This window comes from Pandoraea iniqua (assembly GCF_902459685.1).
In the GTDB taxonomy this organism is placed as follows: Bacteria; Pseudomonadota; Gammaproteobacteria; order Burkholderiales; family Burkholderiaceae; genus Pandoraea; species Pandoraea iniqua.
Window position 1 is genome coordinate 849292 of sequence record NZ_CABPSF010000003.1, and the last position, 24545, is coordinate 873836.

The following is a 24545-nucleotide window of genomic DNA, read 5'->3' on the forward strand; positions in this document are numbered from 1 at the left end:
AAACGTCAAAGGTGCGACTTCTCCTCGCGCGTCAACTGCATCTTCTGCGCCTCCGTCAGTACCCCATTACCAACCAACTGAAAAGCGCTCGACGCATCGTAAGCCCGGGCCTGCGGCGGGAGCGGAGCCCCCTTCGCGTCAGCTGCCGGTGCATTCGTGTCGGTGCCGCCCAGCATGCGAATGGTGAAGATCGACGGCGTGTTCTGACGTTGCGTCGCCCGCTCGCGCGCCATGGCATCCTGCGCGGCAGTGGCGGCCTGCGCAGCCGTCGCACTCGCATTGGTCAGCGCACCGACGTTGACCGCTGCAATAGTGGGCAGGCCAGTGGACTTACCCTGCACCTGCACGTTCGCGGCATTCACCACCTGAAGCGCGGCGAAGTTCACATTACCCGACACACGAATCCCCGCCTCGCCCGCATCGATCGTGCCCAGCGGCGCGACGAGGTCGATATCGCCTGGCGGCACTTCCGGCAGCGGTGCCAGCGTGGCAATACCCGCACCGCTCGACGGTACCGACGGTGAGAGCGTCACGTCGCCCACGTTGTCGTACACGCGCTTGGGCGGCGTGTAGAGCACGGTGGTCTTCGCGCCGCGCCCCGCGTTGATGTCGCCCGTCGCCGACCACGCCTGAATGCCGCCGCCGAAGGTCGTCATGATGCGCGAAAGACCCAGCAGAATGCTGTCACGGCTGTAGAGCTGAATGTCGCCCTCGCCCTGCGTCACGATGCCCGCACTCGCTCCCGGCGTGACACCCTCCACGCCGACCAGCGTGCGGCCACCCGGGTTGAGCATCTGGATGTTGCCGCCGAAGTTCGTGCGCACACCGGCGTCGGTCGTCACCGGAATGTTCACGCCGTTCACGTTGTTCACGCCGGTGATGCTGCTGAACATCGTGATCGCGCCGTTGTAGTTCACCGCATTGCCTTGCGCATCTGTCGCCGGGAACAACGTGGCGATGGCGTCGCGACCGCGCAGATAGCTGCCGTAGCGCGGGCTGGCCGGGTCGTTGTACTCGCGACCGCCCAGCAGCAACTCGGTGAAGTACACCTCACGCACGAACACGCCTTGCTGCGTCTTCGGCAATGCGAGGAAGTAGCCCAGCGCATCGGCCGACGTGCCGGTGTAGCCGAAACGGCTCTTGAGCCATTGCGTGAGTTCGTCACCATAGGCATGCACCACCTTGCCGCTGCCGGCCAGCACCGTGCCGCTCGGCAACTGGTTGGCAGGGTCGAAATACAACTTGCCGAAGCTCGCGTAATCCGGGCCGTTCGCGCCCACACCGGCGAGCACCGAAATGTCCGCGCCGCCGCTCGTATTGGAAGGATGCACCACGTCGCCCACACTGGAGAGCGCGCCGTAGTAGCCCTGATACAGATTGCGTCCCGCCTGCATTTGCAACAGGCCCGGGCCAACAATATTGGCCGACTGATAGATGACGTCGCGCCCGGCCTGCATCAACGTGATGTCGCTATCCGACAGGTTCAGGAACGTATCGGGCACCGTGCCGACGCCGACGATATCTCGCCCGGCGATCACCTGAAAAGGCTTGCCGGCCACGTACCACACGCTGTGCGTCGGGAAGAATTGGCGAACGCTATCGACCATCGGCTTGAGCGTCTGGCCGATGCTCAGATCGTCGATATCCTTGCCCGCGAAGACCAGCGCGGGCAGCGGGTCATTCGCATGAAGCAGCGTAGAGACGTTGTCCTCGCCAAAGGCATACGGGCTGTTCGCGATCAGGCGAATCTGCGCATCTGCCGACGCGTTGGAGGTGCCACCGCTGATGGTCTGGAAGTACGGACGCTGCGGCGTTGCAAGACTGCCCATGTCAGCCCCCGACAGCGAAACCGTTGCCCCTTGCCCGTAGATCGAGCCCACGGCCAGAATCTGCAACTGACCGACGGGTGACGAAATCAATTCGATGCTGGAGTTCGGATCCGAGGGCCCCATCGGCGTCGCGAACCGCACGTCGCCGTTGGCGGCCACCACGCTCAGGCTGCCCGGGAAGTAGCCTGAAGCACTATTGGTCGTGGCATTACCCTGCTGGTCGCCCTGAAGCGGCATCACGTCGCCGCCTGCGGTGAACAAGCGAATGCCCGACGTCGGCGTCCAGAGCGTGAATTGCGTGGCACCGCCCTTGCCGATCGCCCCGGCGCTGTTCGTGAAGTAAGCACCGTCGATGACCGGATTCGTCTGCATGCCCGCGTCGCCCACACCACCGATCACGAGATCGCCGCGCGTGGTCACGCTCACGGTGCCGTCGCCCGGAATGATCGTCGGGCCGCGCGTCTGCGTGACCCCCTTGATAACGGTCACATCCATCGCACGCGGATCGAAACTCTTCCAGTAGCTGCCGTTGCCAAACGCCGCGGTCGCACCCACCGAACCAGCATCGATCGTTGTGTTCCCGCGCAAATCGGTGACCGAGCCGAAATAGTCCGACACCGCGTCGGACCGCCCCGTCGACGGGCGCCCGTTGAGCATGCCGCCGACCTTCACCGTCAGATCGCCGCCGCCCGTCTGCACAATGGTGCCGTCGGCCAGCACACGGCCAGTCGATGCCACCGCCAGATCGAGCCCGGGCGAAATCGTCGCGCTATTCGCCGACATTACCCCAGCGTTGCGGCCTGCGATCACGCTCAGATTGCCGCCGCCGAGTGTGCCGATCCCTTGAAAGCCGACAAGTCTCGGCACACGGTCCCACTGACTCATGACCGCCATCGAACCGAAATTGATACCCCATGCGCCCAGATCGCTGGTCGCCCCGCTGCCGCCCTGACGCCACAGCCAGTTCGCCGTGTAGTTGCTGTCGTCGTATCGCTGACTGTTGTCGGCAATCTGGATGTTGCCGGTGATGTCCTGCTGTGCAGAGATCAGCACGTCGCCGCCGTGCTCCGGATACCAGACATGAAGGCCGCCGCCGCTCGCCGCACCCGGCAGGTCGTACGGGTTCGAACCGTCGGCGGCAAGTACCGGCGCGGAGGCAGTGCCCGCCGTGTAGACGCCATACGGCGTGGCTTCGCTGAAGCTGCCGCCCGCCAGAATATCGAGCGTGCCCGTACCGGTACGCAGCACGCTGAAATACTTGCCGGCGAGAGAACTGTTGTACGACGGATCGCTCAGCGTGACGTTACCTTGTCCGGCCAGCGCCCGCGTGCTCTGGCGTGCGCGTTGGTCCGCCGACGTGAGGTCGGCACCGCCCACCAGCCGGATCGACGCCGAGCGCGAGCCAGCGGCGAGCATGGTCGCCTGCGACGATGTCGCCGGGCTGGGTGCGACGGCCGGGCTGCTCATCGCATAGAGCTGCGGCAGGTTGCTCGCGTCGAACCCAAAACCGTAACTGTTCTGCGCACTGATCGTCGTGCCTGCGGGAATGGTATCGCCCGGGTTGTACGACACGCCGTTGCTGTCGACATACGGCCCCCACCAATTCTGCGTCCACCAGTTGTAAAAGGCGGTATTGGGCACGGTCCATGCCGTGGCGAAATAGACGTCGCTCGTCTCGTTGAACCAGTACGTGAACGCATGACTGCCATCGCTGCCCGTTTGTTTCGCAAACCCGCTTGCCGTCGTCACGTCGATCAGCGAGTACGTGGCCGGTGCGCCGCTCGATGCTTGGAACCCGTCGGAAATGCTGCCCTTGACCGTCAGGTTGCCGCCCGCACGCACGACCAGCGCCATCGGCTCACCCGCGCCGTAGGTCGGAGAATTCGGATCCCGGTCTGCCCCCGGTCCATAGCGGTACTTCGACAGATCGATGTCTCCAATCGTCGAGAGATCACCCACAGAAGCGATCTGCACGCCCGGTCGCAGGTGGTAGGTGCTGCCATACGCCGACAGACCCACCGTGCGCGCCGAGAGGGCGCCATTGCCGGCCGCGGCGTTCATGAAGGTCTGGCTGGCGGCGTCGTAAGTGTCGAGCGTTCCCTGCGAAATGGTGCTGCCGCCCGGCAGGTTGTACGTCCAGACACCGTTGAGCGCGATGCTCTGCGCACCGCGAATCGTGAGCGGGCCCGGGGCGTTGATCGCGATATCGCCCGACGTCTCGCCCGTGCGCATCGCGTTGAGGACGATGTCCCCGTACGCGCGGCCGTCCGGTGTGCTCAGGTCGAGCGTTGCGCCCGGCGAGAGCGTCAGGGTGCCGCCAGCGGCGCTCAGCTCGATATGGCCCCGGTTCTTCGCCTCGATGGGCGCACCGTAGCTGTCGACCTGCAACGTCTTACCGTGTACATCGAGCACGGCGCTACCGCCCAACGTGAGCCCATTGCCCGCCGACAGGCGGATCGTGCCCGGCGACGTCCCCGACGCGTCGATCGTGCCGTTTACCGTCAGGCTGCCGGCGTCCACCGAGATGCCGACGTTGTGCGCCCTCACCCCGTCGCCGACCACGAGATCGCCCTGCTTCTGGACGAAGCTGCGGCCGTCGAAGAAACCGCCCTGATTGAGCGAGGCATTCAACCCGGCAAAGTCGGCAAACGTGCCCGCAGACGCATTGAAATCGCCACTGAGGAATCCCGGGTTCGCGCTGCCGCGCAGTGTGCCGCCGAGCGTCAGCGTTCCCTGACTGGCGTTCATCGTCACTTCGCCTGCGTTGGCGTTCTGCGCCGACACATCGAGCGTGGCGCCCGCCGCCTGCGAGAGGCTGCCCTGCGCGCTGGAGAAGATCGCCGTACCGCCGAAACCGTAGACGGTGGCGTTCTGAATCTGTACCGGTTGCCCGCTCAGATCGATGCGGCTGTTGCCGTCGAGCATGATGTCGTGCGTGGCATCCACGACGAGCTTGCCGCTCGGGAGCAGTACGGTGCTGCCAATGCGAACACTGTCGCCGGTGAGATCGATTTCCGCCCCGGCAATGGTGGACGTCGCCGCGCTCGGCGCGCCCCCTTGCGGAGCGACGATGTTCAACGCCCCGGCAGTCGCATAGCGCATGATCGACTTCGGCGAGCCGGTCACGAGCGGTGTGACGAGGGTGAGATTGCCGCCCGTGCCGCTCTGTCCGAAAACATCGCCGCTCTGTGTGCTCGGCGCCTGATAAACGAAGAGCGCGCTATTCCCCGCAGAGACGATCCGGTCGCTCACAGTCAGGTCGACGTTGTTGAAACCATAGATCGTGCGCGTCACGTTCGTCGCGTCGGTCGACACGTACGTGCCGAGGTCGATCTCTTTCGCCACAAGGCTCAGGCTGCCCATTCCCGTGCCCGGGCCACCGGCAGCAATGGTAGGTGCGCTCGTGCCTGATACACCGTTCCATGTGATCTGGTCGGCAGCGATCGTCACGTGATCGCCCGACGCGCCATAGCCATAGATGGCTGGGGCCTTGAGCACCAGATTGACGCCCGATCCACGGGCATCGAGTCCGCTGTTGCCGAACACGTTGATCGCGCCTGCCGCGCCCAGTGTGAGCTTTTGCAACGCGGGCGCTCCGCTAGACGGATCGCCTTGCAACAACGTCGTCAGCATCGCCTGATTGAAAAGCACGCCCGCGGGATTCCCGGCGGCTGCCACTTGCGCCGCGTCGCCGACGTTTAACGACCCCACGGCCAGCAGGATATTGCGTGCGCCAAAACGTGCGCTCGGATCGAGCGTCGACGCACCATTGGTCGAGAAGGCCAGCGTGCCCTCCGCGAACAGGCCCGAGCCGCTGCCAATGCTGATGGTGCCGGTGCTGCTCTGTGAGCCAGAGAACTCGACGTCGCCGTTAGACAGACCGAGCACCGTATAGCTGGACGTGTACGGCGCCCCGGTCGATGCCGTGTCGAACGGCGCCGTGCCCTTGCCGATGGTGCTTAACGTCACGTTGGTGCCCACGCTCACGTTGTTGCCCACGAGAAAGATCTCGCCGGCCGAGAGGTTGACGCCGTCGCGAACGTAGAGATCCGCAGGCGCGCCGCCACTGGTCGCGAACATGAAGTAGCCAGTGTTGGACAGGAATGCCGGATAGCCATTGATACTCAGACGCGGGGCCCCCATGGCGGTCAAGTCACCGGCGGCCACCGACACGCCCGCAAACGCTGCCGTGCGGGTGCCCGTGGTGATTTCACCGACCTGCTCCACCGCCGCCTGCCCGGCGATTCCCCCGGGCGCAGCATTGAATCGTGCCGTACCGTCGAAGGTGAAGACCGACCCCGTCGGTATCGTCGCGGGCGTCGCGGGCATCGTCAGCACCACGTCGAGTGCCTTGCCGTCGCGCGGCAGCATCGGCGTCAATCCGCCAAACTGCGCCGCCTGACTCGTCAGGAAGTCGCTGTAGCTCTGCTCGTTGAATTGCGAATACTTGCGCACCGCCGTGCCGGGCGTCACCAGCAACGTCGACGGCAACTGACTGCGCACCGAGGTGTTGGCGATGCCGGTATAGCCGGCGACCAGATAGGTGCCGTTGCCCGCCGCCGTCGCGCTCGTCGGAAGATTCTGCCCGGTGCCGCCGATCTCGACCCGGTAAGCCCCCGGCAGCAGCGCATAGTTCGACGGCAGTAGCGTGTACGTGCCTGCGGGCAGGCCCGGTACGCCATCGCCGATAGTGATGCGTTGCCCGACGGCCGGATCGCCCGCCCCGTTCTCCGGCGAGACGGGTGCATATGCCGACGCGTAGCCGGGCACGATGGCATAGACCTTGTCGCCCGCTTTGCTGAGCGTCATGGTCGGGTTGGCGTTGACGAGCGGCGTGGTCAGCACATTGACCGACCCACCGCGCCCGGAGACGAATCCCGCACCGGTGAGTGAGCCCCCGCCAGAGAGGTCCAGCACCGCGCCACTGTCGACGTTGATCGAACTGCCCCGGATGCGAATGCCGGACCCGATGCCGTAGCCCCCGAACGTGAAGCCCCCGGCCACTACCGTCGACGCGGCGTTGAGGGCCGCGCCGTTGTAGTTGTAGGTCACACCGTCGAACGTGCCGCCGTAGGGCATGGTCAGACTGTCGGTCGAAACCGATGTCACGCTGCCCGGCAGAAAATCGATTTGCTGAGGGAGGATCGCTCCCCCTCGCCCCGACGCCATGAGTTGGCCGACAAAGATTTTGCCGAACGGGGCGCGCAGAACGCCGCCTTGTTCGATGGTCGGCGCAGTCATCATCAGCGTGCCGAACACGGACATCGGCTGATCCGGCAAGGTGTCGGTCGTGCGGCCGAACCGGATCGTACCGTTGTAGTTCGGGTTGCTGTTGGCCGCCGTGATACTCGCAACGGCCCCTGTGCCCGGATACACCTGCGCAGCTTGGAAATCGAAGTCCCACGATGTGACAAGCGAAGTGCCTGAGTCCAGCGACGGCGTCGGCAGGAACCGGATATCGCCCTGACTGACGAAACGCGCCGTGCGAAAGCCTGCGGCAGGCGTCGATACCCACTGATACGACGCATCCAGGTACCGGGTATTGGCCGAGAACGATATCGGCCCCTGGAAATCGATGAGATTGGCATCGACCTCGAACGTCGCCGTCGTGGGCACATTCGTCGTATCGGGGTTGCCGATGGAGCCGGTGCGGTAACCGTCCTGATAGATCGCCGGTGTGCCCGAGAGGCTCACATAAGGTGCGGCGATGCGCACGCTGTTGCTGGTGGCTGGCTGCGTGCCCGCGAACGGCGCGGACGACGTGATGGCATTTGCCATGAGCTTCACACTCTTGTCGAGCGAAAGCGTCACGTCCCCTTTGAAAATCAGGTAGTCGGTGGTGAGCAGCGACGCGGAACTGAAACCGCCGTCCTTGATCTGATCGGCGCTCACCGTGGCATAACCGAACGGCAGTGCCGCCAACGATTGCGGACCGGCGAGGACGACAGGCGTGCTGCGTGCCTGCGTCACCGTGAATTGGCTCGCCACCAGCGCCCTGTCGGGAATCGCGTTCGATCTGTCTTGGAACGTTGGCGTAAGCAGCGAGAGCGACAGATCGCCACCGGACGCCCCCGCACCACCGGACTTCGCATGCAAGTTGCCGTCGACCAGCAGCCCGCTGGTCGAGGCGAGCGAAATGGCCCCGCCGTTAGAGACGCGCATCATGCTGCCCGCCGCATTCGACGGCTGGCCGGACACGGTCGCCGTATTGACGGAGACGGCGGTGCCGTCGGCGTTCAACGCCGCCCCCGGGCGCACGATCACGAACGACGGCCCACCGTTGAGCGCAATGCTGCCGCCATCGAGTACCGTGCCGTAAGTGCGGCCCGAGGCGTCGGTCGCCGTGTAGCCGAAGCCCGAGACGTCGAGACTGGCGGTCGGTCCAAGCCAGATCGCCCAGCCGAGGTTGTTGCCCGAGTTGTCGAAATTGCGCGCCGAGGGCAGCACGTTGTCGGCTTCGCTTGTGAGGGCGATCTTGCCGCCGTGAGCTACCAGACTGCCGTCGACCGTGATCTTGCTGAACGAATCGAGCGTGATGCTCTGCCCCGGATCGACGACGATCGACGCGCCCTTCGAGATCGAGACTTCCGAGCCGGTCGGATTGCCCTGATAGTCGCGCCCGAGCGAGCGAAGTGCGATGCTCGCCCCACCGCGTTGCGTGAGCGTGTCGGTCTGCGCGTTCTCGGCAAAGAGCGGCGGCAACACCAGATCCATCACCTTGGACGGATCGCTGCCGGTGCGTGCATTCACGCTGGCCGCATTGAAGCGATAGACGGGCATGGTCGGCGCGAGCGTCACGCCGTTGTCCACCCGCACGCCCTGACCGCCGTTGATGTCGTAGCTGGCAAAGCCCGCGTTGAAGAACGTCGCGCCGCCGGTCGAACCGCCCGCGTTGAATACCGGCACCGGCAACACAGCAACGTCCTGAGAGAAAACCGTGCCTGCGGGCACGATGGCACCGGCCGGATACGTCACCGCCACACTGCTGACGGTGCCTGCCGTGTAGACCACCTTGTACGGCAATACCGGCAAGGGCGACGTGAAGACATTCGACGGAATCACCGTGCCGGTGGGAATCGTTCCGGTGAAGCCGAAGACATCTTTGCCGGCAGGCACGGTCTGGCCCGTGGACCAGTAGTCGTATCCGAACTGTCCGGGCGGACGCCGCGTCATGAGCGTGACACCCGCGGGCACCACCCAAGCGGCACCGGTAATCACGCCAGTGAAGCCGCTGTCCACGTCGATGGGGGCCGGCGTCGGTACGTCGAACACGAGCCTGAGGTGCATGTCGACCGTCGAGAACGGCAGCGGTGTGCCGGCAGGCACGGTGTACGGCTGCGCGAGCTTCACCGAGACATTGGCCGACGTGCCTGCCGCCAGCGTGCCGCCCGACAGGCTCGCGTTGTTGCCGATCAGGATGCCGTCCGGCGTGGAGATGGTGAGCTTGCCGCCGCCGTTCACGCCATACGCCACAATCTGACCGTTCAGATCGAGCGCGCCCACGGTAATGGGGTGATTGCTCGCCGAATCGCCTGCAATCAGCGTCACGTTGCCGCCTGTGCCGCCGCGCGTCTTGCCGTTCGCCAGAATCGCGCCGCCCGACGACACGTCGATCCCACTGCCGTCGGCAATCGTCACGTCACCCGTCGCATCGAACGTCACATTGCCGCCGTTCAGGAACGCCGCACCCGACATCGCGCCGGGCTCGGTCGTGCCGTTGATCCACAGCCCCCGTGTGTCGATCTTCGCGCCGGAGGCCAGCGTGAGGCTCGACGTATCGTCCGGGCGCATCAATGCGACGGGATACAGATTGCCTGCCTGATTGAACAGGTTCGAGATGTTGACGGTGCCACTCGGCACGGTGACATTGCCGCTGATGTCGACTTGCGGCGCCACCAGATTCAGGCGGCCGCCATTGGCCAGCCGTAGGTCGCCGTTGACGGCGATGTCGTCACGCGTCACGAGATCGATCTCGCTGAGGCCATAACCGTTCAGGCGTGCCGCGTCGATCCAGACCGTGTTCTTGCGGGCGGCGTCGATTGCATCACCGACCTTCATGGCTGACGTGATGTCGTCGATGGCACCGATCACGACATCGCTCGCGAAGGCATCGGTGCGTCCCACACCGGTGTACTGGCCAAGCGAGAACGAGCCGCTACGCGCCACCGCAAACTGACTGAGCGAATAGCCGTCGGTGAGGCCCGCCGGACGCGCCTGCGTCTGCACCGGCCCCGTGTACACGTTCGAGATCACATTGCCTTCGAGCACTGCGGTAGGCGCAGAGATCGTCAGGCGGCCCGCGTCGCGCCCGACGGTGTAGCCGTTTTGCAGCAGGCGTTGCGGCGCGATCAGCGGGTTTGCGTAGCTCTCCGTCGCCGTGGTGCCCCAGCGCGGGTGCTCCACGCTAAACCCGGTGTACACCCCCGTGTAAATCAGGTTCGCGGGCGCGGTATTGACGTTGTAAATCTGACCGTCCGAGCCTTTGAGCCACGACTGGTTCAGATACCCCGTTTGCACATTCAACGAGCCGCCCGAGAGATTGATAGACGCGCCCGTCTGCGTCACCACCTCGGTGCCACCCAGCGTCACCGTGCCGCCCTGTGCCGCCCACTCGCCGATGCCGTGCGCCACGTTCGACAGATAGCCGCCCACTTCAAGCAGGCCGCCGCCCGTGTACCAGCGCTGGTTGGCATAGCCACCGACCGAGGCCGGCACGTAGATCAACCGGCGGCGGTCGATGTACACGTTCGCGTTGTTCAGCGCAGTGTTGTCGCGGTTGCCCGGTGCGTCGCGCTGTTCGTTGCCCTGCACGTTCACTTTGACGTTGTTGCTGTCCATCGACAACGACACACCGACTGCGCCCGACACATCGAGTTGTGCCCCCGTGCCGACAAAGCTGCGGTTCGTCGCGCTTACGGCGATCTGACCGCCCGTGGCAAGCGTCAGCGAATTTCCCTGAAATTCGACATTGCCGCCACTCACGATCTCCACACGCGATTGATCGCGGCGGTCAGACAGTTTCGACAGGTTGTCGAACAATCCCGTCGAGGCGCCCGCGCGCAGCAAATCCTGTGCGGCGGCGTCTTGAATCATGGCCGCGCGTTGGCTGTCGAGCGCCGTCGCACCGTTATCGCCGATGAGCACCGACGTGAGCGCACCACTGCCCATCGTCACCTTGCCCAGCGTGTCGCTCGCCGAGTTCAGCAGGTGAATCGTGCCGCGCGTGTTCACCGTCGTCGTCGCGACTGCCACGCCCAGTTGCTGCACGTCCCGGCCCGCCATCGTCACGTCGCCCTCCGGCGCCATCAGCAAGCCCGTGTTCACGACCTTGCCTGCCGTGCTTTGCGCCACAAACTGCGGCGAGACTTCGTTACCGCGCGTCGTCGATGCCGTATTCGCATCGGTGCCCACGCCCTTGCGGATTACAAAGCTGTCGCCCGCAGCCATCGCCACCTGCCCTTGCGGCGTGGTGATCGCCCCCGCGTTGCTCACTTCCTTGCCCAGCAGCAGCACGTACCCGCCCCCCTGCGTGACCGACGTCGGGGTGCGCGTGGCGATCGTGGCCCCGGCTTGTACTTCGACCTTGCCCAGTGCATCGGTGAAACTCGGTGTCGTACCGTTTGCGCCATAGAGACCGCTCGTGAACTGCGCATCGCTCATGCGCGCTGCTGCCACCACGAGGTTGCGCGTATCGACCTGACTCGTGCCACCGAAGATCACACCGTTGCGGTTCAGAATCAGCACCGTACCGTCGCCGTGAAGCTGGCCCTGAATCTGGCTCGGACGCGCCTGCGGATCGTTCACTCGGTTGAGCACTGCCCAGTCGCTTTGCTGCTGGAAGTTCACCGACGTGTTGCGCCCGACGTTGAACGTCTCCCAGTTCAAGATCGCCTTGTCGGCAGTCTGCTGAATGTTGACGTTGGTTTTGCCGCCCGTCGCGGTCTGTGTGGGCGCGTTGGCATTGATCCAGCCTTTGGTGAGGCTGTTGGTATCGACCTTGAGACCACCCTCCGACAAGCCGTCGGGAATCGTAGCGTCCGTGTTTGCCGCTGCTGCGCGCGCAGTCGCCTGCGCGGCCTGCATCGCGGCGATGCTTTGTGCTGCCGTGCTCAGATTGGCAATCGACGTCTGCAACTGCGCATTGGCCTGTTGCTGCTGTGCCGACGGGTCCATGAGCGAGCTCACCGGCGCACCGTTGGGCAGGCGTCCTGTCTGCGTGGCGGTCGCCTGCGCGGCACCGCGTGCACCAAACCACGCGTTGCTGAAGGCTTGCTGCGCGTGCGCGGCGGAAGAGGCGGACGAGGCCAGCAACGTGAGCGCCGCCGCCTGAACCAACGGTTTGCGATGCAGGTTGAGGATCACACGGCCAAGGCGTCGGCGCGGTTGCGCACGTCGCAAATCACGGTCTTGTGAGCCAGAAGAAGCAGGAAGAAGCGTCGGTTGCGAGTTCGATGGCATGTCGGGTTTGCAGTGGCAATCGGTTAGCAGACGCCCTCCCGTTCACGGGGACAAGCGCCCTTCCCTGTGATGACGACGCTCGTCGCCCAATCCCGCAAACCTCACGCGAACTTTTTGCGTTCGCTCACCCAAACAAGCTCACCCCACCAACACGATACCGCCCGGCAAGTGCGTCACCCGGGCACCGAGCACCTCTTGAATCTGCGCGAAGATTTCGCCGAGACGGTCGATTCGGTAGCGTCCGCTCAGACGGCTTTGCGCCAGCCGGTTGTCGAACACCACCACACGCCCGTTGCGATAACGATTGATCTCGTCCGCGACTTGCACGAGCGGCGTATCGCGGAACACGAGCACGCCGTTGCGCCATGCCGACGTCGCCGTGGTGTCCACCGATGTCACCGCACCGAGACGCTGCCCTTCGTATGTCACCTGCTGCTGCGCGGCGAGCGCCACGCGCTGGCTGCCCAGCGACACACCGACATTGCCCGAGACGCAGGTCACGCAGACCTGCGAAGCCAGATGCCGAACTTCGAAATTCGCCCGGGTGCCCGTCACGCGTCCCTTACCGGCTTCGACCACGAACGCTGCCGCGTTGCCGGCGCTCCCGGTGTTATCCACGGCAATCTCGCCATCTAGCAGATCCACGCCTTGGTGCGGGCCCGCGCCGGTCAGCATGGCAATGCTCGTGCGCGTGTTCAGGTCGAGCGTCACCCCCTCGCCCATGGCAATCTGGCGCTGCTCTCCCGTGGCCGTGCGGTAGTCGGCACCGGCCATGGCGGTCATGCTGCCCCAGAAGCCCGCCGGCGCGACGACGGCCGCGCCCACCCCGGCGGCGGACGCCAGCGCTCCGCCCAAAAACCATCGGCGGCTCATGCGCGTCATGCGCGGCGAGTGCGTCGCGGCCGATGCCGCCCGCGCACGCACCATCTCTCCCGCTGGACCAAGGTCGCGCCACAGGCGTCGTGCTTCGGCAAACGCGCTCGCATGCGCGGGACTCGCCTCGCACCAGCGCTGAAGCGCCTGCGCGTCGGCAACGGTCGCCTCACCGGACGTGAGCCGTCGCACCCACGCGTGGGCGTCCTGCTGCAAGGCGCGCGGGGTGGCGGGCCGGGTAGAAGTGTCGGGTGCTGCCTTCATGTGCGATGTGTCTGCCAATCCTCTGCCAGCGGTCTGCCCTCGCTCTGCCGCCTCGGGGGCGACCGAATTACGGCGCGTCATAATGACATGACGGATAAAGCCGCGGAAAACCGCAAAATTTTTCAATATTTTTTTGCGCCGTCGCACGATTGTCATGTTTCCGTGCCGTGGCGCGCGTCGCTACCTGTCCATGTGTTCCAAGAAGAATTCCTGCGCCCGCTTGAGTTCGAGTTCCACGAGCCGAAGCGAGATGCCGAAGCGCTCCGCCACTTCGCGCTGCGCGAGTCCGTCGAGGCGAACCGCGAGCAGAATCTCGCGGCGGCGCGCAGGCATACACTCTAACAAGCGGGCCAGTTCGCCCAACTCGGATTGCGCCTCGGCAATCTGATCCGGCCCGGGTGCCGGACTCACAAGATCGAACATGGTTTCGATCTCACCGGTGCTAAGCCGCCGGTCTTCCGCACGCTGCTTGTCAATCGCCGCGTGGTACGCCATGCGATACAGATAGGCGCCGGGATTTCGCACCGAATCGATGTTCTCGTTGTTCTCCAGACGCAGCCAAGTGTCCTGTAGCGCATCGCCCGCCAGATCGGACGAGCCGAGCTTGCGCGAAAGCAACGTCTTCAATTGTCCGTAGCGCTGAACCAGCAATTCGCGGAGGGTAGCGCGGCTGCTATCGGCCATGCGATCTCCCCGGCCTCGGGACATCCGTCGCCGTGTCGCTGTCACAGCCCCAGTTACGCCCGGAGGCGCGGGGCTGCACCACGAACGTAAAGGGCTGCGCCAGCGCAGGCGGCGCAGGCTCGCCCACGCTCGCCCCCTGAAGTGCGCTCACGACCGCCGCGTCGGTGGCCGGATCGCCGCTGGACCCGAGCAGTGCCACCGGCCCGATCACACCACTCGTGCCGACCCATAGCCGGAAGGCGACGCGGCGCGCGCCCTGCGCCAGAAGCGGCTGCGCACAGAATGCGTCGTGCACGCGAGTTTGTATCAGTCCGAAGTAGCGGCGCGCGGCCGCCGGATCGAATGCGGCATCGCCATCGGTGTCGGGGCTGTTTGTGCGACCGGCGACCAGCGTCACCGACTTCGGTCCCGTGTAGCGGGCCACGAGACCGCTGCCGTCGAGCAATCGGGAGAGTGCTGCGCGTGCGCTCATGTCACCTTGCACCGGCGTGGAGACACGTCCCGCGGTGAGCGAGCTGTCGTAGAGCAGCGAGACGTCGGCGAAGGCGCCGTAGGATTCCAACGCGGATGGCAGCGACTGCGACGGGATGTCGAACCGCAGCAGCGCCTCACCCGATGCGTCGGTATCGACGTCGATACCGGCGACGATGCCGGCAACGGCAGTCGTCGCCCAGACACGGGCAGGGCAAGCGCTAATGCTGATCATCGCGAGACACAGTAGCAATATCGACCGCGGAACGCTTGTCGCTATGGTTCTGAGCATGTCCGCTTCGTTGGGCGCACAACGGGCCCGGGCCGATAGCGGCCGCTATGGGTAGCGTGCGGAATAGAAGTCATCGCGCAGGCTAGCAGTCCGATATGAATTATTTGTTACATCGGCTGGCTATCAACACAGGGCGGTATCGTGGCACGCCGTGCCGGGCGACGCTCGTTGCGAATACCGCCGTGCGCCGTACGTCCCGTGCGCATTGCGCAGTAGTCGAGTGTCTGGCGCAGGAGCGTGTCGACCTTTCGCAGCGAAAGCCCGTAGCGCGCCGCCACCTCCTCGCGCGTGAGGTCGTCGATGCGCAGCTCTACGAGCACACGCCGGTGGTGACCCGACATATCCTCCAGTGCGCGGGCCAGCGCCGCCAACTCGGAACGGGCATCGGCCACGGCTTCCGGCCCGGGACCGCGATCGGGCACGATGTCGAAGAAGTCGTTCTCGTCAGTGACGGAGGTCCACAGCCGCCGCCCGCGCATCTGGTCGACGGCGAGGTTGTAGGCCATGCGGTAAACGTAGGTCTCTGCGCTGCGAATGGCGTCGGGCAGCATGGCGCTGCCCAAACGCACCCAAGCTTCGTGCAGACTGTCGCTCGCGGTATCGGAGCAGCCGAGGCGCCGCGACAGACGGCTGAGCAGCCGGTCGTAGTTCGACGTCAGGCACTCGCGTAGCTGCGCACCGGCGGGATTCTCCCGGCCGGATTCACCGTTGTGGCGATGCTCTGCCGCCACATCCGTGACCGCCCCGACCTCCCCAGCCTCCCCGGGTTGACCTAATTCGTACCCGGTGCTCATTTCCACGGCAGCCGCTCCCGTAGACCGGCTTCTCCCCGCTTGCCTTGCGCGAACATTGTGTGCCCCCGTTACCGATGAACGTTTCGCTCTGCCATTGACTACGGCTTCAATGACAAGACGATTGGCGACGGGGAAAACCGCACACTATTTTGTAACGCGGGGGGACCGGCCGCGGGCGGAGCGCGACCGACCGCCTTTCAGGCCTTAGTGGGTGGCGGCGTACGGCGCAATCTTATAGCCCACACCTTCCAACGCCGTGCGTACCGCGCTGGCCATCCCGATGGCGTTGGGGCTGTCGCCATGAACGCACACGGTGTCAATCGCCACGTTAAGTCGCTTGCCGCTTTCCGCGATGATGCAACCCTCGGTCACCATGGCAAGCACATGCTTTGCCGATTGATCGGGGTCGTGAATCACGGCACCGGGTAATTTCCGCGACTTGAGTTTGAAGTCGTCGGTGTAAGCACGGTCGGCATAAATCTCGGAAATGACACGCAGGTCGCTCTGCATACCGACACGCCACAACGTGGTCGCAGCCATGGTCGACAGGATGAGTTCCGGATTCAGCTTGCGAATGGCGTTGATAAAAATCTCTGCCGCATCTTCATCGTCTGCCACCAGATGCCCCATCGCGCCATGCGCTTTCACGTGAGTCAGGCGATGCCCGGCCGCCTTGGCCATCGCATCGGCAGCGCCGATTTGATAAACAAAATACGCCTCGAGCTCTTTGGCGCTCATGTCCATATGGCGGCGGCCAAAGCCGACCAGATCGGGATAGCCCGGATGCGCGCCAACGGCAACGTTTCGCTCCTTTGCGGCAGCACACAGCGTTGCCATGATCAACGGGTCGCCGGCGTGAAAACCACACGCCATATTGGCCGTAGAGGCAATGGACAGCATCTCCAAGTCATCACCAATGGTGTACGACCCGAAGCCCTCCCCCATATCTGAATTGATGTCGATCGTCTTCATAGTGGACCTTAGTCTTCGAGGTTATCTTGCGCCGTCTCACGCATGGTAAAGAACACAATCAGTGCGCACACTGCGGTTGCCATGACGAAATAGGCGGGCGACGTCTTGTCACCGGTCTGCTGAACCAGCCATGTGGAAATGTAGGGCGTCGATGCGCCCCCCAAGATGGCCCCAAGGTTAAAGCCTACGGATACGCCGGTGTAACGCACATGCGTCGGGAACAACTCCCCATACAACGGATAGCCGACGGCCTGAACCATGGCAAAGGCAAAGAATTCGAGCAAGACGGCCGCAATTGCCAGATTGAAATCCCCTTGCGACGTCATCCACAGCGCCAGCGGTGTGAAAACAACGTAAGCCACATACCCGGCAATCAGCACCGGACGGCGCCCGACCGAATCAGACAGCCGGCCGAAGAATGGCATCAGAAGCGCGGACAAAATGGGGCCTGCCGCCATCAGCCAATACACCATCTGACTGGGGTAATTCATCACCTTGGTCAGGTGAATGTTGAAATACACGAGACCAAGGTAGGCGCAGGCGTTCTGCGCGGTTGCGATGACCACGACGCGGAACAACGACTTCCCGTGGTTCGAGATGACGTCGCTAAGCGGTGCCTTCTCCGGCGCGTGGCTTTTCTGGGCGCTCTTGAATTTCGGCGACTCTTCAAGATGCTGACGTGCCCACACGGTCAGCAGAATCAGCGGGAAGCAAAGCAGGAACGGAATACGCCAGCCCCACTCACGCATGTCGTCGGCGCCGAGAACGAGGCCGACAATACCGGCCACCAACGCTGCGCTGCCGGTACCGATACCGACGCCCGCCGGGTTGAATGAGCCGAACATACCGCGGCGGTTCGCCGGTGCCACTTCGGCAATATAGGTGACGGCACCGCTGACTTCACCGCCCGCGAAGAAGCCTTGGATCACACGGCACACGAGCAGCAGAATCGGTGCCCAGATACCCGCAGTGGCGTAGGTCGGCAGCAGACCAACGCAGGCGCTGGCTGCCCCCATCCCCAAAACGGTTGTCAGCAGCGTTTTTTTGCGGCCGAAGCGGTCACCCAGCCAGCCAAAAAAGACGCCACCCAGCGGTCGAACGAAAAACGCGCTGGCGAAGATGCCAAGCGTTCCCAGCAAGGCATCCAGTCCGTCCGTGGTCGGGAAAAAGTGACCGCTCATCATCACGGCCAGCACGCCATAAAGCGCGAAGTCGAAGTACTCGACCGCCGACCCCATGGACGCGATGATCGATACACGCCAGGGCGACAGCTTCTCGCCGCCGGTAACGGTAACGGTGCCAGCGCCGGCACCGGTGCTTGGCTGCGCCGGCAGTCCTTTTTGCGTTCCTACTGTAGACGTTTCCATTCTTTTCCCTTCATCTCCATATGCCTGCGCGGTCGCTTTTGAAAGCCACCGCCCTCCCCCTTATTGCCTGTCTACTGCCTGCCGCCGGTCATCAGGAATTACAGGGGCCTGTTGACGACGACGGACATCAACACATCGCCAAATCCGGTCAACGCGCCATCCGGTTTTTTGATTTCTGAAATTTGCCCGGCAAACGGTGCTTCAACCGCGCTCAGGACCTCACCGATTTGCAGAAAGCCGATGATTTCCCCGGTCTCGACCTGACGCCCCGCCACCGCCGATGGGTTGCTATCCAAGGGATGCTTGTGCACGAAGCGCCCCGTCGCCTGCGCCGTAAAGCCCGGCATCTGCGCTGCGCCGTCCGGTGTTAGTGCCGGGGCTGCCTCAACGCTCACGACTGGCGCGGCGTCTTTCTTCAGTACGAGACGAATGCTCTGGTCCTTGTAATCGAGTTCACTCTGATTGGAAGTCGAGAACCAGCGCATTAATTCGACGGCGAAATCAACGTTCATTGCTGCCCTCCTCGCTTGGCGCGGCTTCCCAACCACTTCTCAAGGAAGTGAATATTGAAACCGCCGTCGACCACATCCCCCAGCGCCAAGACTTCTTTGTGAAGGCCAATGTTCGTTTCGATGCCGTCAATCACCATCTCATCCAAGGCCAGACGCATACGGGAAATGGCTTGCTCGCGGTCTTTTCCATAAGCAATCAGCTTCGCAACCAGAGAGTCGTAGTTCGGCGGGACTGTGTAGCCGGAGAACAAGTGCGAATCGACGCGAATACCGGGGCCGCCGGGCGGCAGCCACGCTGTCACGGTGCCCGGCGAAGGGATGAAGTTCCATGAGTTCTCGGCGTTGATCCGGCATTCGATGGCATGGCCTGCAAAGACCACATCCTTCTGGTCGATCGACAACGGGAAGCCCATCGCAATCCGGATTTGCTCCGCCACGATATCCACCCCGGTGACCATCTCAGTGACCGGATGCTCGACCTGAACGCGGGTGTTCATCTCGATGAAGAAGAACGCCCCATCTTCGTAGAGAAATTCAAACGTGCCCGCACCGCGATAGCCGATCTGACGGCAGGCCTCGACGCAGCGCTCACCAATGGCGGCAATCGCACGCTCGTGAATCTTCGGTGCAGGCGATTCCTCCAGTACTTTTTGATGGCGTCGCTGCAAAGAACAGTCTCGTGCACCCAGCCAAATCGCGTTGCCGTAGTTATCCGCCAGCACCTGAATTTCGACGTGACGCGGGTGTTGCAGAAAGCGCTCCATGTAGACCGCGGCGTTATTGAACGACCGTTGCGCCTCTTGTTTGGTTAAGGCAACCGACTCGACCAGATCGGCTTCAGTCGTCACGACCCGCATTCCTTTGCCGCCACCGCCCCCCGCCGCCTTGACGATGAGCGGGTATCCCACCTGCGCACCGATGCCGATGATCTCGGCCGCAGCGTCAGGCAACTCGCCCTCAGAACCGGGAACACACGGGACGCCGGCCTTCAACATGGCCTGCTTAGCGCGCACCTTATCGCCCATGCAGCGAATGGCGCTGGACGTCGGACCAATGAACGTCAGTCCGTTTTTCTCAATGCTTTCGGCAAAATCCGCGTTCTCGGCCAGAAAGCCATATCCGGGATGGATTGCCTGCGCGCCGGTGAGCTTGGCTGCCATCAGAATCTCGTTGGGATTCAGATAGCTCGCTTGCGCAGCGGCCGGGCCGATGCAAATCGCCTCGTCAGCCATCGTCACGTGCGGCAACGTCTTGTCGGCCTCTGAAAAGACCGCAACGGTCTTGAGTCCGAGGTGCTTGGCGGCCCGCTGAATGCGCAACGCAATCTCGCCGCGATTCGCGATGAGCACAGTGTCAAACATTGCCGTTCACCTCGATGACGAATAGCGGCGTGCCAACGCTGACGACACCACCGTCTTCTGCAAGAATTTCTTTGACGGTGCCGGCCCAATCGCAGTCGACCTCGTTGAGCATCTTCATCGCCTCGATCAGGCAGAGCTTCTGGCCAACGTCGACCTCGTCGCCGGTCTTGACGAAGGGCGCGTCTCCCGGCGCCGACGCCCGGAAGAAAGTCCCGCTCATCCCGCTCTTTACAGTTCTTGTCGACGCGTCGGTGGCCGCAGGAACGATGGCGGCTGCGGGGGCGGCTGCTGTGGGGGCTGCGACTGTCGCCCCGGCACCCAACGCGTTCTTCTTCAGCCTCAGCGAAAAGTCCGCCGCCTCTATTTCCATTTCGACCAGATGCGTTTTGCTAAAGACCTCAGCAAGCTTCTGAACTTCTTCCAACCGCCGTGACATGCTGGTTTCGGACACGTTATTTCCCTTGATTCAGTCGGGTGCCGCTCAATCGTGGAACGACGCCTCAGACGCGCACCGAGATCAGTTCAATACTGTTCTTCAGTTGATTCATGACCCGGCTTTGCTCCGAGAGCGCCGCCACGGCATCGTCCAACGCCAAGAATTTGAAGCGCAGGCAAACGCCCGCCCGGGCCTGCGCCAAACGCCACAGATCCGACTCGATGACATTGGCGATTTTTGGATATCCACCGCAGGTATTGCCGTCTGCCAACTGGATAATCGGCTGCCCCGATGGCGGCACCTGAACGGTGCCGGGCACAACGCCGTAGGACAGTAGTTCCACCGGCGCTTTCAACTCGAGGCTTTGGCCGCGCAGCCGATAACCCATACGGTTTGATTCCGGCTGAATCGCATACTCAGTGCTGGTGAAAATATCCAGCGCGGATGCCTGAAATAACTCAACCTCGGCCGCCGGCACGCAACGCAACTCAATGACGTTGCTCGACAGACTCGCGAAGTAATCGGTAATCACGCGGGGAGCAACGCCAAAGCCACCGGCACGCTGCGGCTTGCGGCGCGCGCTCACCTGAGCATCGCCGATCGCCAGCTTGTCGCCCCGCTTGAGCCCTCGCCCGTCGACGCCACCGAAGCCAGCGCGGATATCCGTCGACCGTGAGCCCAGCACCTGCGGCGTGTCGATCCCCCCTGCGACAGCCACATAACTTCTGGCGCCGAACTGGGGCGGCTCGATCGTCAGCACTTCGCCGGCGCGGACCCACTGGCTCCAATACGGCGGAAGGCGTTTGTTCCCCACCAACGCTTTGGTGAAAGCCCCCGTTACAGCGACCAGACGATCCTGTTCGAACTTGAGCTTGAAGGGATAGATGGCGACTTCGATGCCCGCGCAGTCCTCTGCGTTACCAACCATCAGATTCGCAATACCCAACGCCAGCGTATCCATCGCGCCACCGACGCTGACGCCGAGTGGCACGGCGGCCTCACGGCCCTTATCGACGACGAGATTCAACGCGCCGTTACTCATGACCTCGATCATGCATTCACCTTTCCAACGTTAAAGCGCACAACGTCGCCGGGCGCGAGCAGACAAGGATGATTCGAATGCGGGTCGAACAACGTCGCCGCGGTATGGCCGAGCGCGTGCCAGCCGCACGGTCCCGCCATTGGGAAGACGGACGCCTGAACGCCGGCGATAACCACGGATCCCTTCGGGAGGCTGACGCGCGGAACGTCGCGGCGCTTCAGGGTCAGCTCAGGCGGAAGCCCGACCATGTAGGCATAGCCGGGCATCGACCCGATGGCCGCGACGATATAGTTGGCTTCGCTATGCAATCGCACCACGTCGGCAACGCTCATTCCCAATTGCTCTGCTACCGGTATCAGGTCGGGTCCCAGCGCGCCGCCGTAATCCACCTGAAACTCGACCGTTTTCCCCTTCACCCCTCTGGGCGAAGCCTGTTCCCAAAGCGCGAGCAACATGTCGCACGCCGCCTTCGGATGCAGTGTCAGCGGATCAAACTTCAACAAGAGGTTGTTCACGCCGAGAATGACTTGACGAACACCGGCGTCGGCATGCGCCTTGCCGCGAAGTGTCGTCGCGAGGTCTAAAAGGCGCTCCTGAATGACGAGGTCGAACGTTCCATTCGACGGGTTCAGCAGTAAGCCACCCGCCCCTGCCATCGAAACCGGCACAGCGCCGTTATCCAGACGACTTGTCCATAACGGTCTCGCCATTGCTCCTGTAGTGCTTTGAGGTAACGTCATAGCTTCCAATTTCGATTCACCGGATGCCTTGGCATCCCTTCTTTCTGCTGGCGATCCGCGAATCATAGGTCGCCGAAAATCACAAAAAAAGCGATATTTAACGATCCGTATATATCTAAAATTCGAATATTTCGTTGACGCTTTTTCGCGTATCTTCGGCACAAACATGCTTCATTCAGACGGTGCGCCAAGCGGCTCTGCGCCCCATTCCCGTAACTTCGAAACGGCAATCAAGGACGACGGATGTTCTCGTTCAAACAGCTTGAAGCGCTTTATTGGATTGGTACGCTTGGCGGCTTCTCACAAGCCGCTCGCAGGTTAAACACCACGCAGTCGGCAATCTCCAAACGCATTCAGGAATTGGAAGAGACCTTCGACACGCCGCTGTTCGACCGGGAGCTTCGACAGGCTCGCCTCAATGAAAAAGGCGAAGAGATGATGATGATTGCGCGGCGTCTGCTGGAGCAGCGAGACGACGCCGTGGAGCAATTCAGCAAGCCCGAAGTCATCGAGCGGCGGCTTCGCATCGGGGTCACCGAGCTCACGGCGATGACGTGGCTTCCGAAATTGGTGCAGTCGATCAACCAGCATTACCCACGTGTGGTGATCGAACCCGAGGTCGACGACAGCACGCACTTGATGGAGAAGCTGCTCAACGACGAGATGGATACCATCATCGTCCCCGATGCGTTCGCCGATCACGGCACGATGGCCATGCCGCTCGCCAGCGTGAAAAACGTCTGGGTTGCCAAACCGGGGCTGGTGACCGATCACAAGCGGCCGCTTCGCATCCACGAGCTGTCGCCGTACACCATCCTGACGCAGGGCAGCAAATCGGGGACAGGGATTATTTACGACCGCTGGATTCGCTCTCACTCCCAGTTCCCGAACCGTTCCATGAGTTGCACGAGCATGGTGGCACTCGTCGGCCTGACCGCCGCCGGCATGGGTATCAGTTACCTGCCTTATCTCCCGTTCAGCTCGCTCATCGATAACGGCGTACTCGAGATTGTTGAAACGACGCCCAAGCTGCCCGACGTCACCTACGTCGCGCTATATCGGGCAGAACGTAAAAGCAGTTTCATTTCCTCGGTATTGCGGCTTGTGCAGGAGTGCTGCGACTTCTCGAATGCCTTCCAAGGGCAGCTCACTACACAGAAAGTCCGCAGCTAACGCGAGAAAGGTGTGCATTTGCCCATAGGCCGGATAGCGGTGCGCGACTATTCTTGCTTTCCATCGAAATCGCATTCTTCAAGTGAAAGCTCAAGCCGTGAAAGTCGTCATTGCACCCGATTCCTTCAAGGAAAGCCTTAGCGCCACCGAAGCCGCCCACGCCATTCGCACCGGTTTCTCGGCAATCTTTCCTCATGCAGAGTTTGTCTTGGTGCCGATCGCGGATGGAGGAGAAGGCACCGTTGCCGCGCTGGTCCGGGCACTGGGCGGCGAATACCGGCTCGAACGCGCGTCCGATCCGCTGGGCCGTCCGGTCGATGCGCAGTACGGTGTCACGCCGGACGGCGTTGCCCTGATCGAAGTTGCGGCAGCCAGCGGCTTGGCGTGCTTGACGCCCGCCGAACGCAATCCGCTGACCGCCTCCAGCCGAGGGACGGGCGAACTGATGCTGGCCGCGCTCGATGCCGGCTTACGCCGCTTTGTCATCGGACTGGGCGGCAGTGCGACCAACGATGCCGGCCAAGGCATTCTCTGTGCGCTGGGCGCCCGTTTCCTCGATGAAAACGGCCATGACATCGCGCCGGGCGGTGCAAGTCTGCGCACCGTCACGCGCGTCGATGTTTCCCGATTGGATAAGCGCCTGCGCGAGTGCGTTATCGAACTGGCATGCGACGTGGACAACCCGCTTTGCGGCGAGACCGGCGCATCGGCCATCTTCGGCCCCCAAAAAGGGGCGACATCTGACCATGTCTCAGTGCTGGACGACGCGCTCAACCACTTTGCCGAGGTGCTCGAACGGGACCTTGGCGTGCCGCCCGGGCTAGCCGCAATCCCCGGTGGCGGCGCCGCCGGCGGCATTGGCGCAACACTGAACGCCGTATTGGGCGCACGTCTGCGGGCCGGGGCCGACATCATCGCTGAGGCCTCTCGTTTGGACGACGCCATCGATGGTGCGTCACTGGTCATTACCGGCGAGGGCCGCGTCGACAGTCAGACCGTTCGTGGCAAAGCCCCCGCCGCCGTAGCACGCATCGCCCGTCAAAAGGGCGTGCCGGTTATCGCGCTGGGCGGCTCAATCGGCGAAATCGGCGAGTCAGGCAGCGACGATGAACTGCTGTACGGCGCCGGCATCCATGCGGTATTCGGCGCGGTGCGCGCGCCCTGCACCATCGAGAACGCATTGCGCCACGCCCATCAAAACCTGCAAGCCAGCGCCCGGAATATCGCGGCGGCAATACGCATTGGCCAGACGTTGACCTGAGCCATAAGCCGAGCCC

14 protein-coding genes are annotated in these 24545 nt (G+C 63.2%); 2 read left to right on the plus strand and 12 right to left on the minus strand.

Annotated features, from left to right (window positions below; genetic code table 11):
* Positions 1-5 precede the first annotated feature (5 nt).
* The 12 genes from PIN31009_RS14775 to PIN31009_RS14830 all read right to left on the minus strand — a co-directional run bounded on the left by PIN31009_RS14775 (position 6) and on the right by PIN31009_RS14830 (position 22263).
* Positions 6-12227: a filamentous haemagglutinin family protein gene (locus PIN31009_RS14775; protein ID WP_174997177.1), complete on the minus strand. Its 12222-nt coding sequence runs from the start codon at positions 12225-12227 to the stop codon at positions 6-8.
* Positions 12228-12425: 198 nt separating this feature from the next.
* Positions 12426-13424 carry a FecR family protein gene (locus tag PIN31009_RS14780; protein ID WP_174997179.1) on the minus strand — a complete coding sequence of 333 codons (999 nt, stop codon included), beginning with the start codon at positions 13422-13424 and terminating at the stop codon, positions 12426-12428.
* Positions 13425-13604: 180 nt separating this feature from the next.
* Complete coding sequence (locus PIN31009_RS14785) at positions 13605-14108, minus strand: RNA polymerase sigma factor (RefSeq protein ID WP_150790724.1); 504 nt, start codon at positions 14106-14108, stop codon at positions 13605-13607.
* A complete protein-coding gene (locus tag PIN31009_RS14790; RefSeq protein ID WP_174997181.1) occupies positions 14098-14814 on the minus strand; it encodes a secretin and TonB N-terminal domain-containing protein in 717 nt (238 codons plus the stop codon). Before PIN31009_RS14790 ends, PIN31009_RS14785 begins: the two co-directional genes overlap by 11 nt.
* Before the next feature lie 164 nt (positions 14815-14978).
* Positions 14979-15665 carry an RNA polymerase sigma factor gene (locus tag PIN31009_RS14795; RefSeq protein ID WP_246185700.1) on the minus strand — a complete coding sequence of 229 codons (687 nt, stop codon included), beginning with the start codon at positions 15663-15665 and terminating at the stop codon, positions 14979-14981.
* A gap of 204 nt (positions 15666-15869) precedes the next feature.
* Positions 15870-16637: a LamB/YcsF family protein gene (locus PIN31009_RS14800; protein WP_150790727.1), complete on the minus strand. Its 768-nt coding sequence runs from the start codon at positions 16635-16637 to the stop codon at positions 15870-15872.
* 8 nt (positions 16638-16645) lie between these two features.
* Positions 16646-18004, minus strand: a complete 1359-nt coding sequence (locus PIN31009_RS14805) for an MFS transporter (RefSeq protein WP_150790728.1) — start codon at positions 18002-18004, stop codon at positions 16646-16648.
* A gap of 98 nt (positions 18005-18102) precedes the next feature.
* On the minus strand, positions 18103-18516 hold the full coding sequence (locus PIN31009_RS14810) for a biotin/lipoyl-containing protein (RefSeq protein WP_150790729.1): 414 nt from the start codon (positions 18514-18516) through the stop codon (positions 18103-18105).
* Entirely contained in the window at positions 18513-19877 is a 1365-nt protein-coding gene (accC, locus tag PIN31009_RS14815; RefSeq protein ID WP_150790730.1) for an acetyl-CoA carboxylase biotin carboxylase subunit, read from the minus strand. Before accC ends, PIN31009_RS14810 begins: the two co-directional genes overlap by 4 nt.
* Positions 19870-20328, minus strand: a complete 459-nt coding sequence (gene accB, locus PIN31009_RS14820; RefSeq protein ID WP_246185679.1) for an acetyl-CoA carboxylase biotin carboxyl carrier protein — start codon at positions 20326-20328, stop codon at positions 19870-19872. The genes accC and accB overlap by 8 nt, the downstream gene beginning before the upstream one ends.
* Positions 20329-20377: 49 nt before the next feature.
* Positions 20378-21367: a 5-oxoprolinase subunit C family protein gene (locus PIN31009_RS14825; protein ID WP_150684396.1), complete on the minus strand. Its 990-nt coding sequence runs from the start codon at positions 21365-21367 to the stop codon at positions 20378-20380.
* Positions 21364-22263 carry a 5-oxoprolinase subunit B family protein gene (locus PIN31009_RS14830; protein ID WP_150790731.1) on the minus strand — a complete coding sequence of 300 codons (900 nt, stop codon included), beginning with the start codon at positions 22261-22263 and terminating at the stop codon, positions 21364-21366. Before PIN31009_RS14830 ends, PIN31009_RS14825 begins: the two co-directional genes overlap by 4 nt.
* Positions 22264-22338: 75 nt before the next feature.
* Here PIN31009_RS14830 and PIN31009_RS14835 point away from each other — a divergent pair, with 75 nt between their 5' ends.
* Together PIN31009_RS14835 and PIN31009_RS14840 are read left to right on the plus strand one after the other, a co-directional pair.
* Positions 22339-23268 carry a LysR family transcriptional regulator gene (locus PIN31009_RS14835; protein WP_150790732.1) on the plus strand — a complete coding sequence of 310 codons (930 nt, stop codon included), beginning with the start codon at positions 22339-22341 and terminating at the stop codon, positions 23266-23268.
* A gap of 97 nt (positions 23269-23365) precedes the next feature.
* Positions 23366-24529, plus strand: a complete 1164-nt coding sequence (locus PIN31009_RS14840) for a glycerate kinase (RefSeq protein ID WP_150790907.1) — start codon at positions 23366-23368, stop codon at positions 24527-24529.
* Positions 24530-24545: the final 16 nt, after the last annotated feature.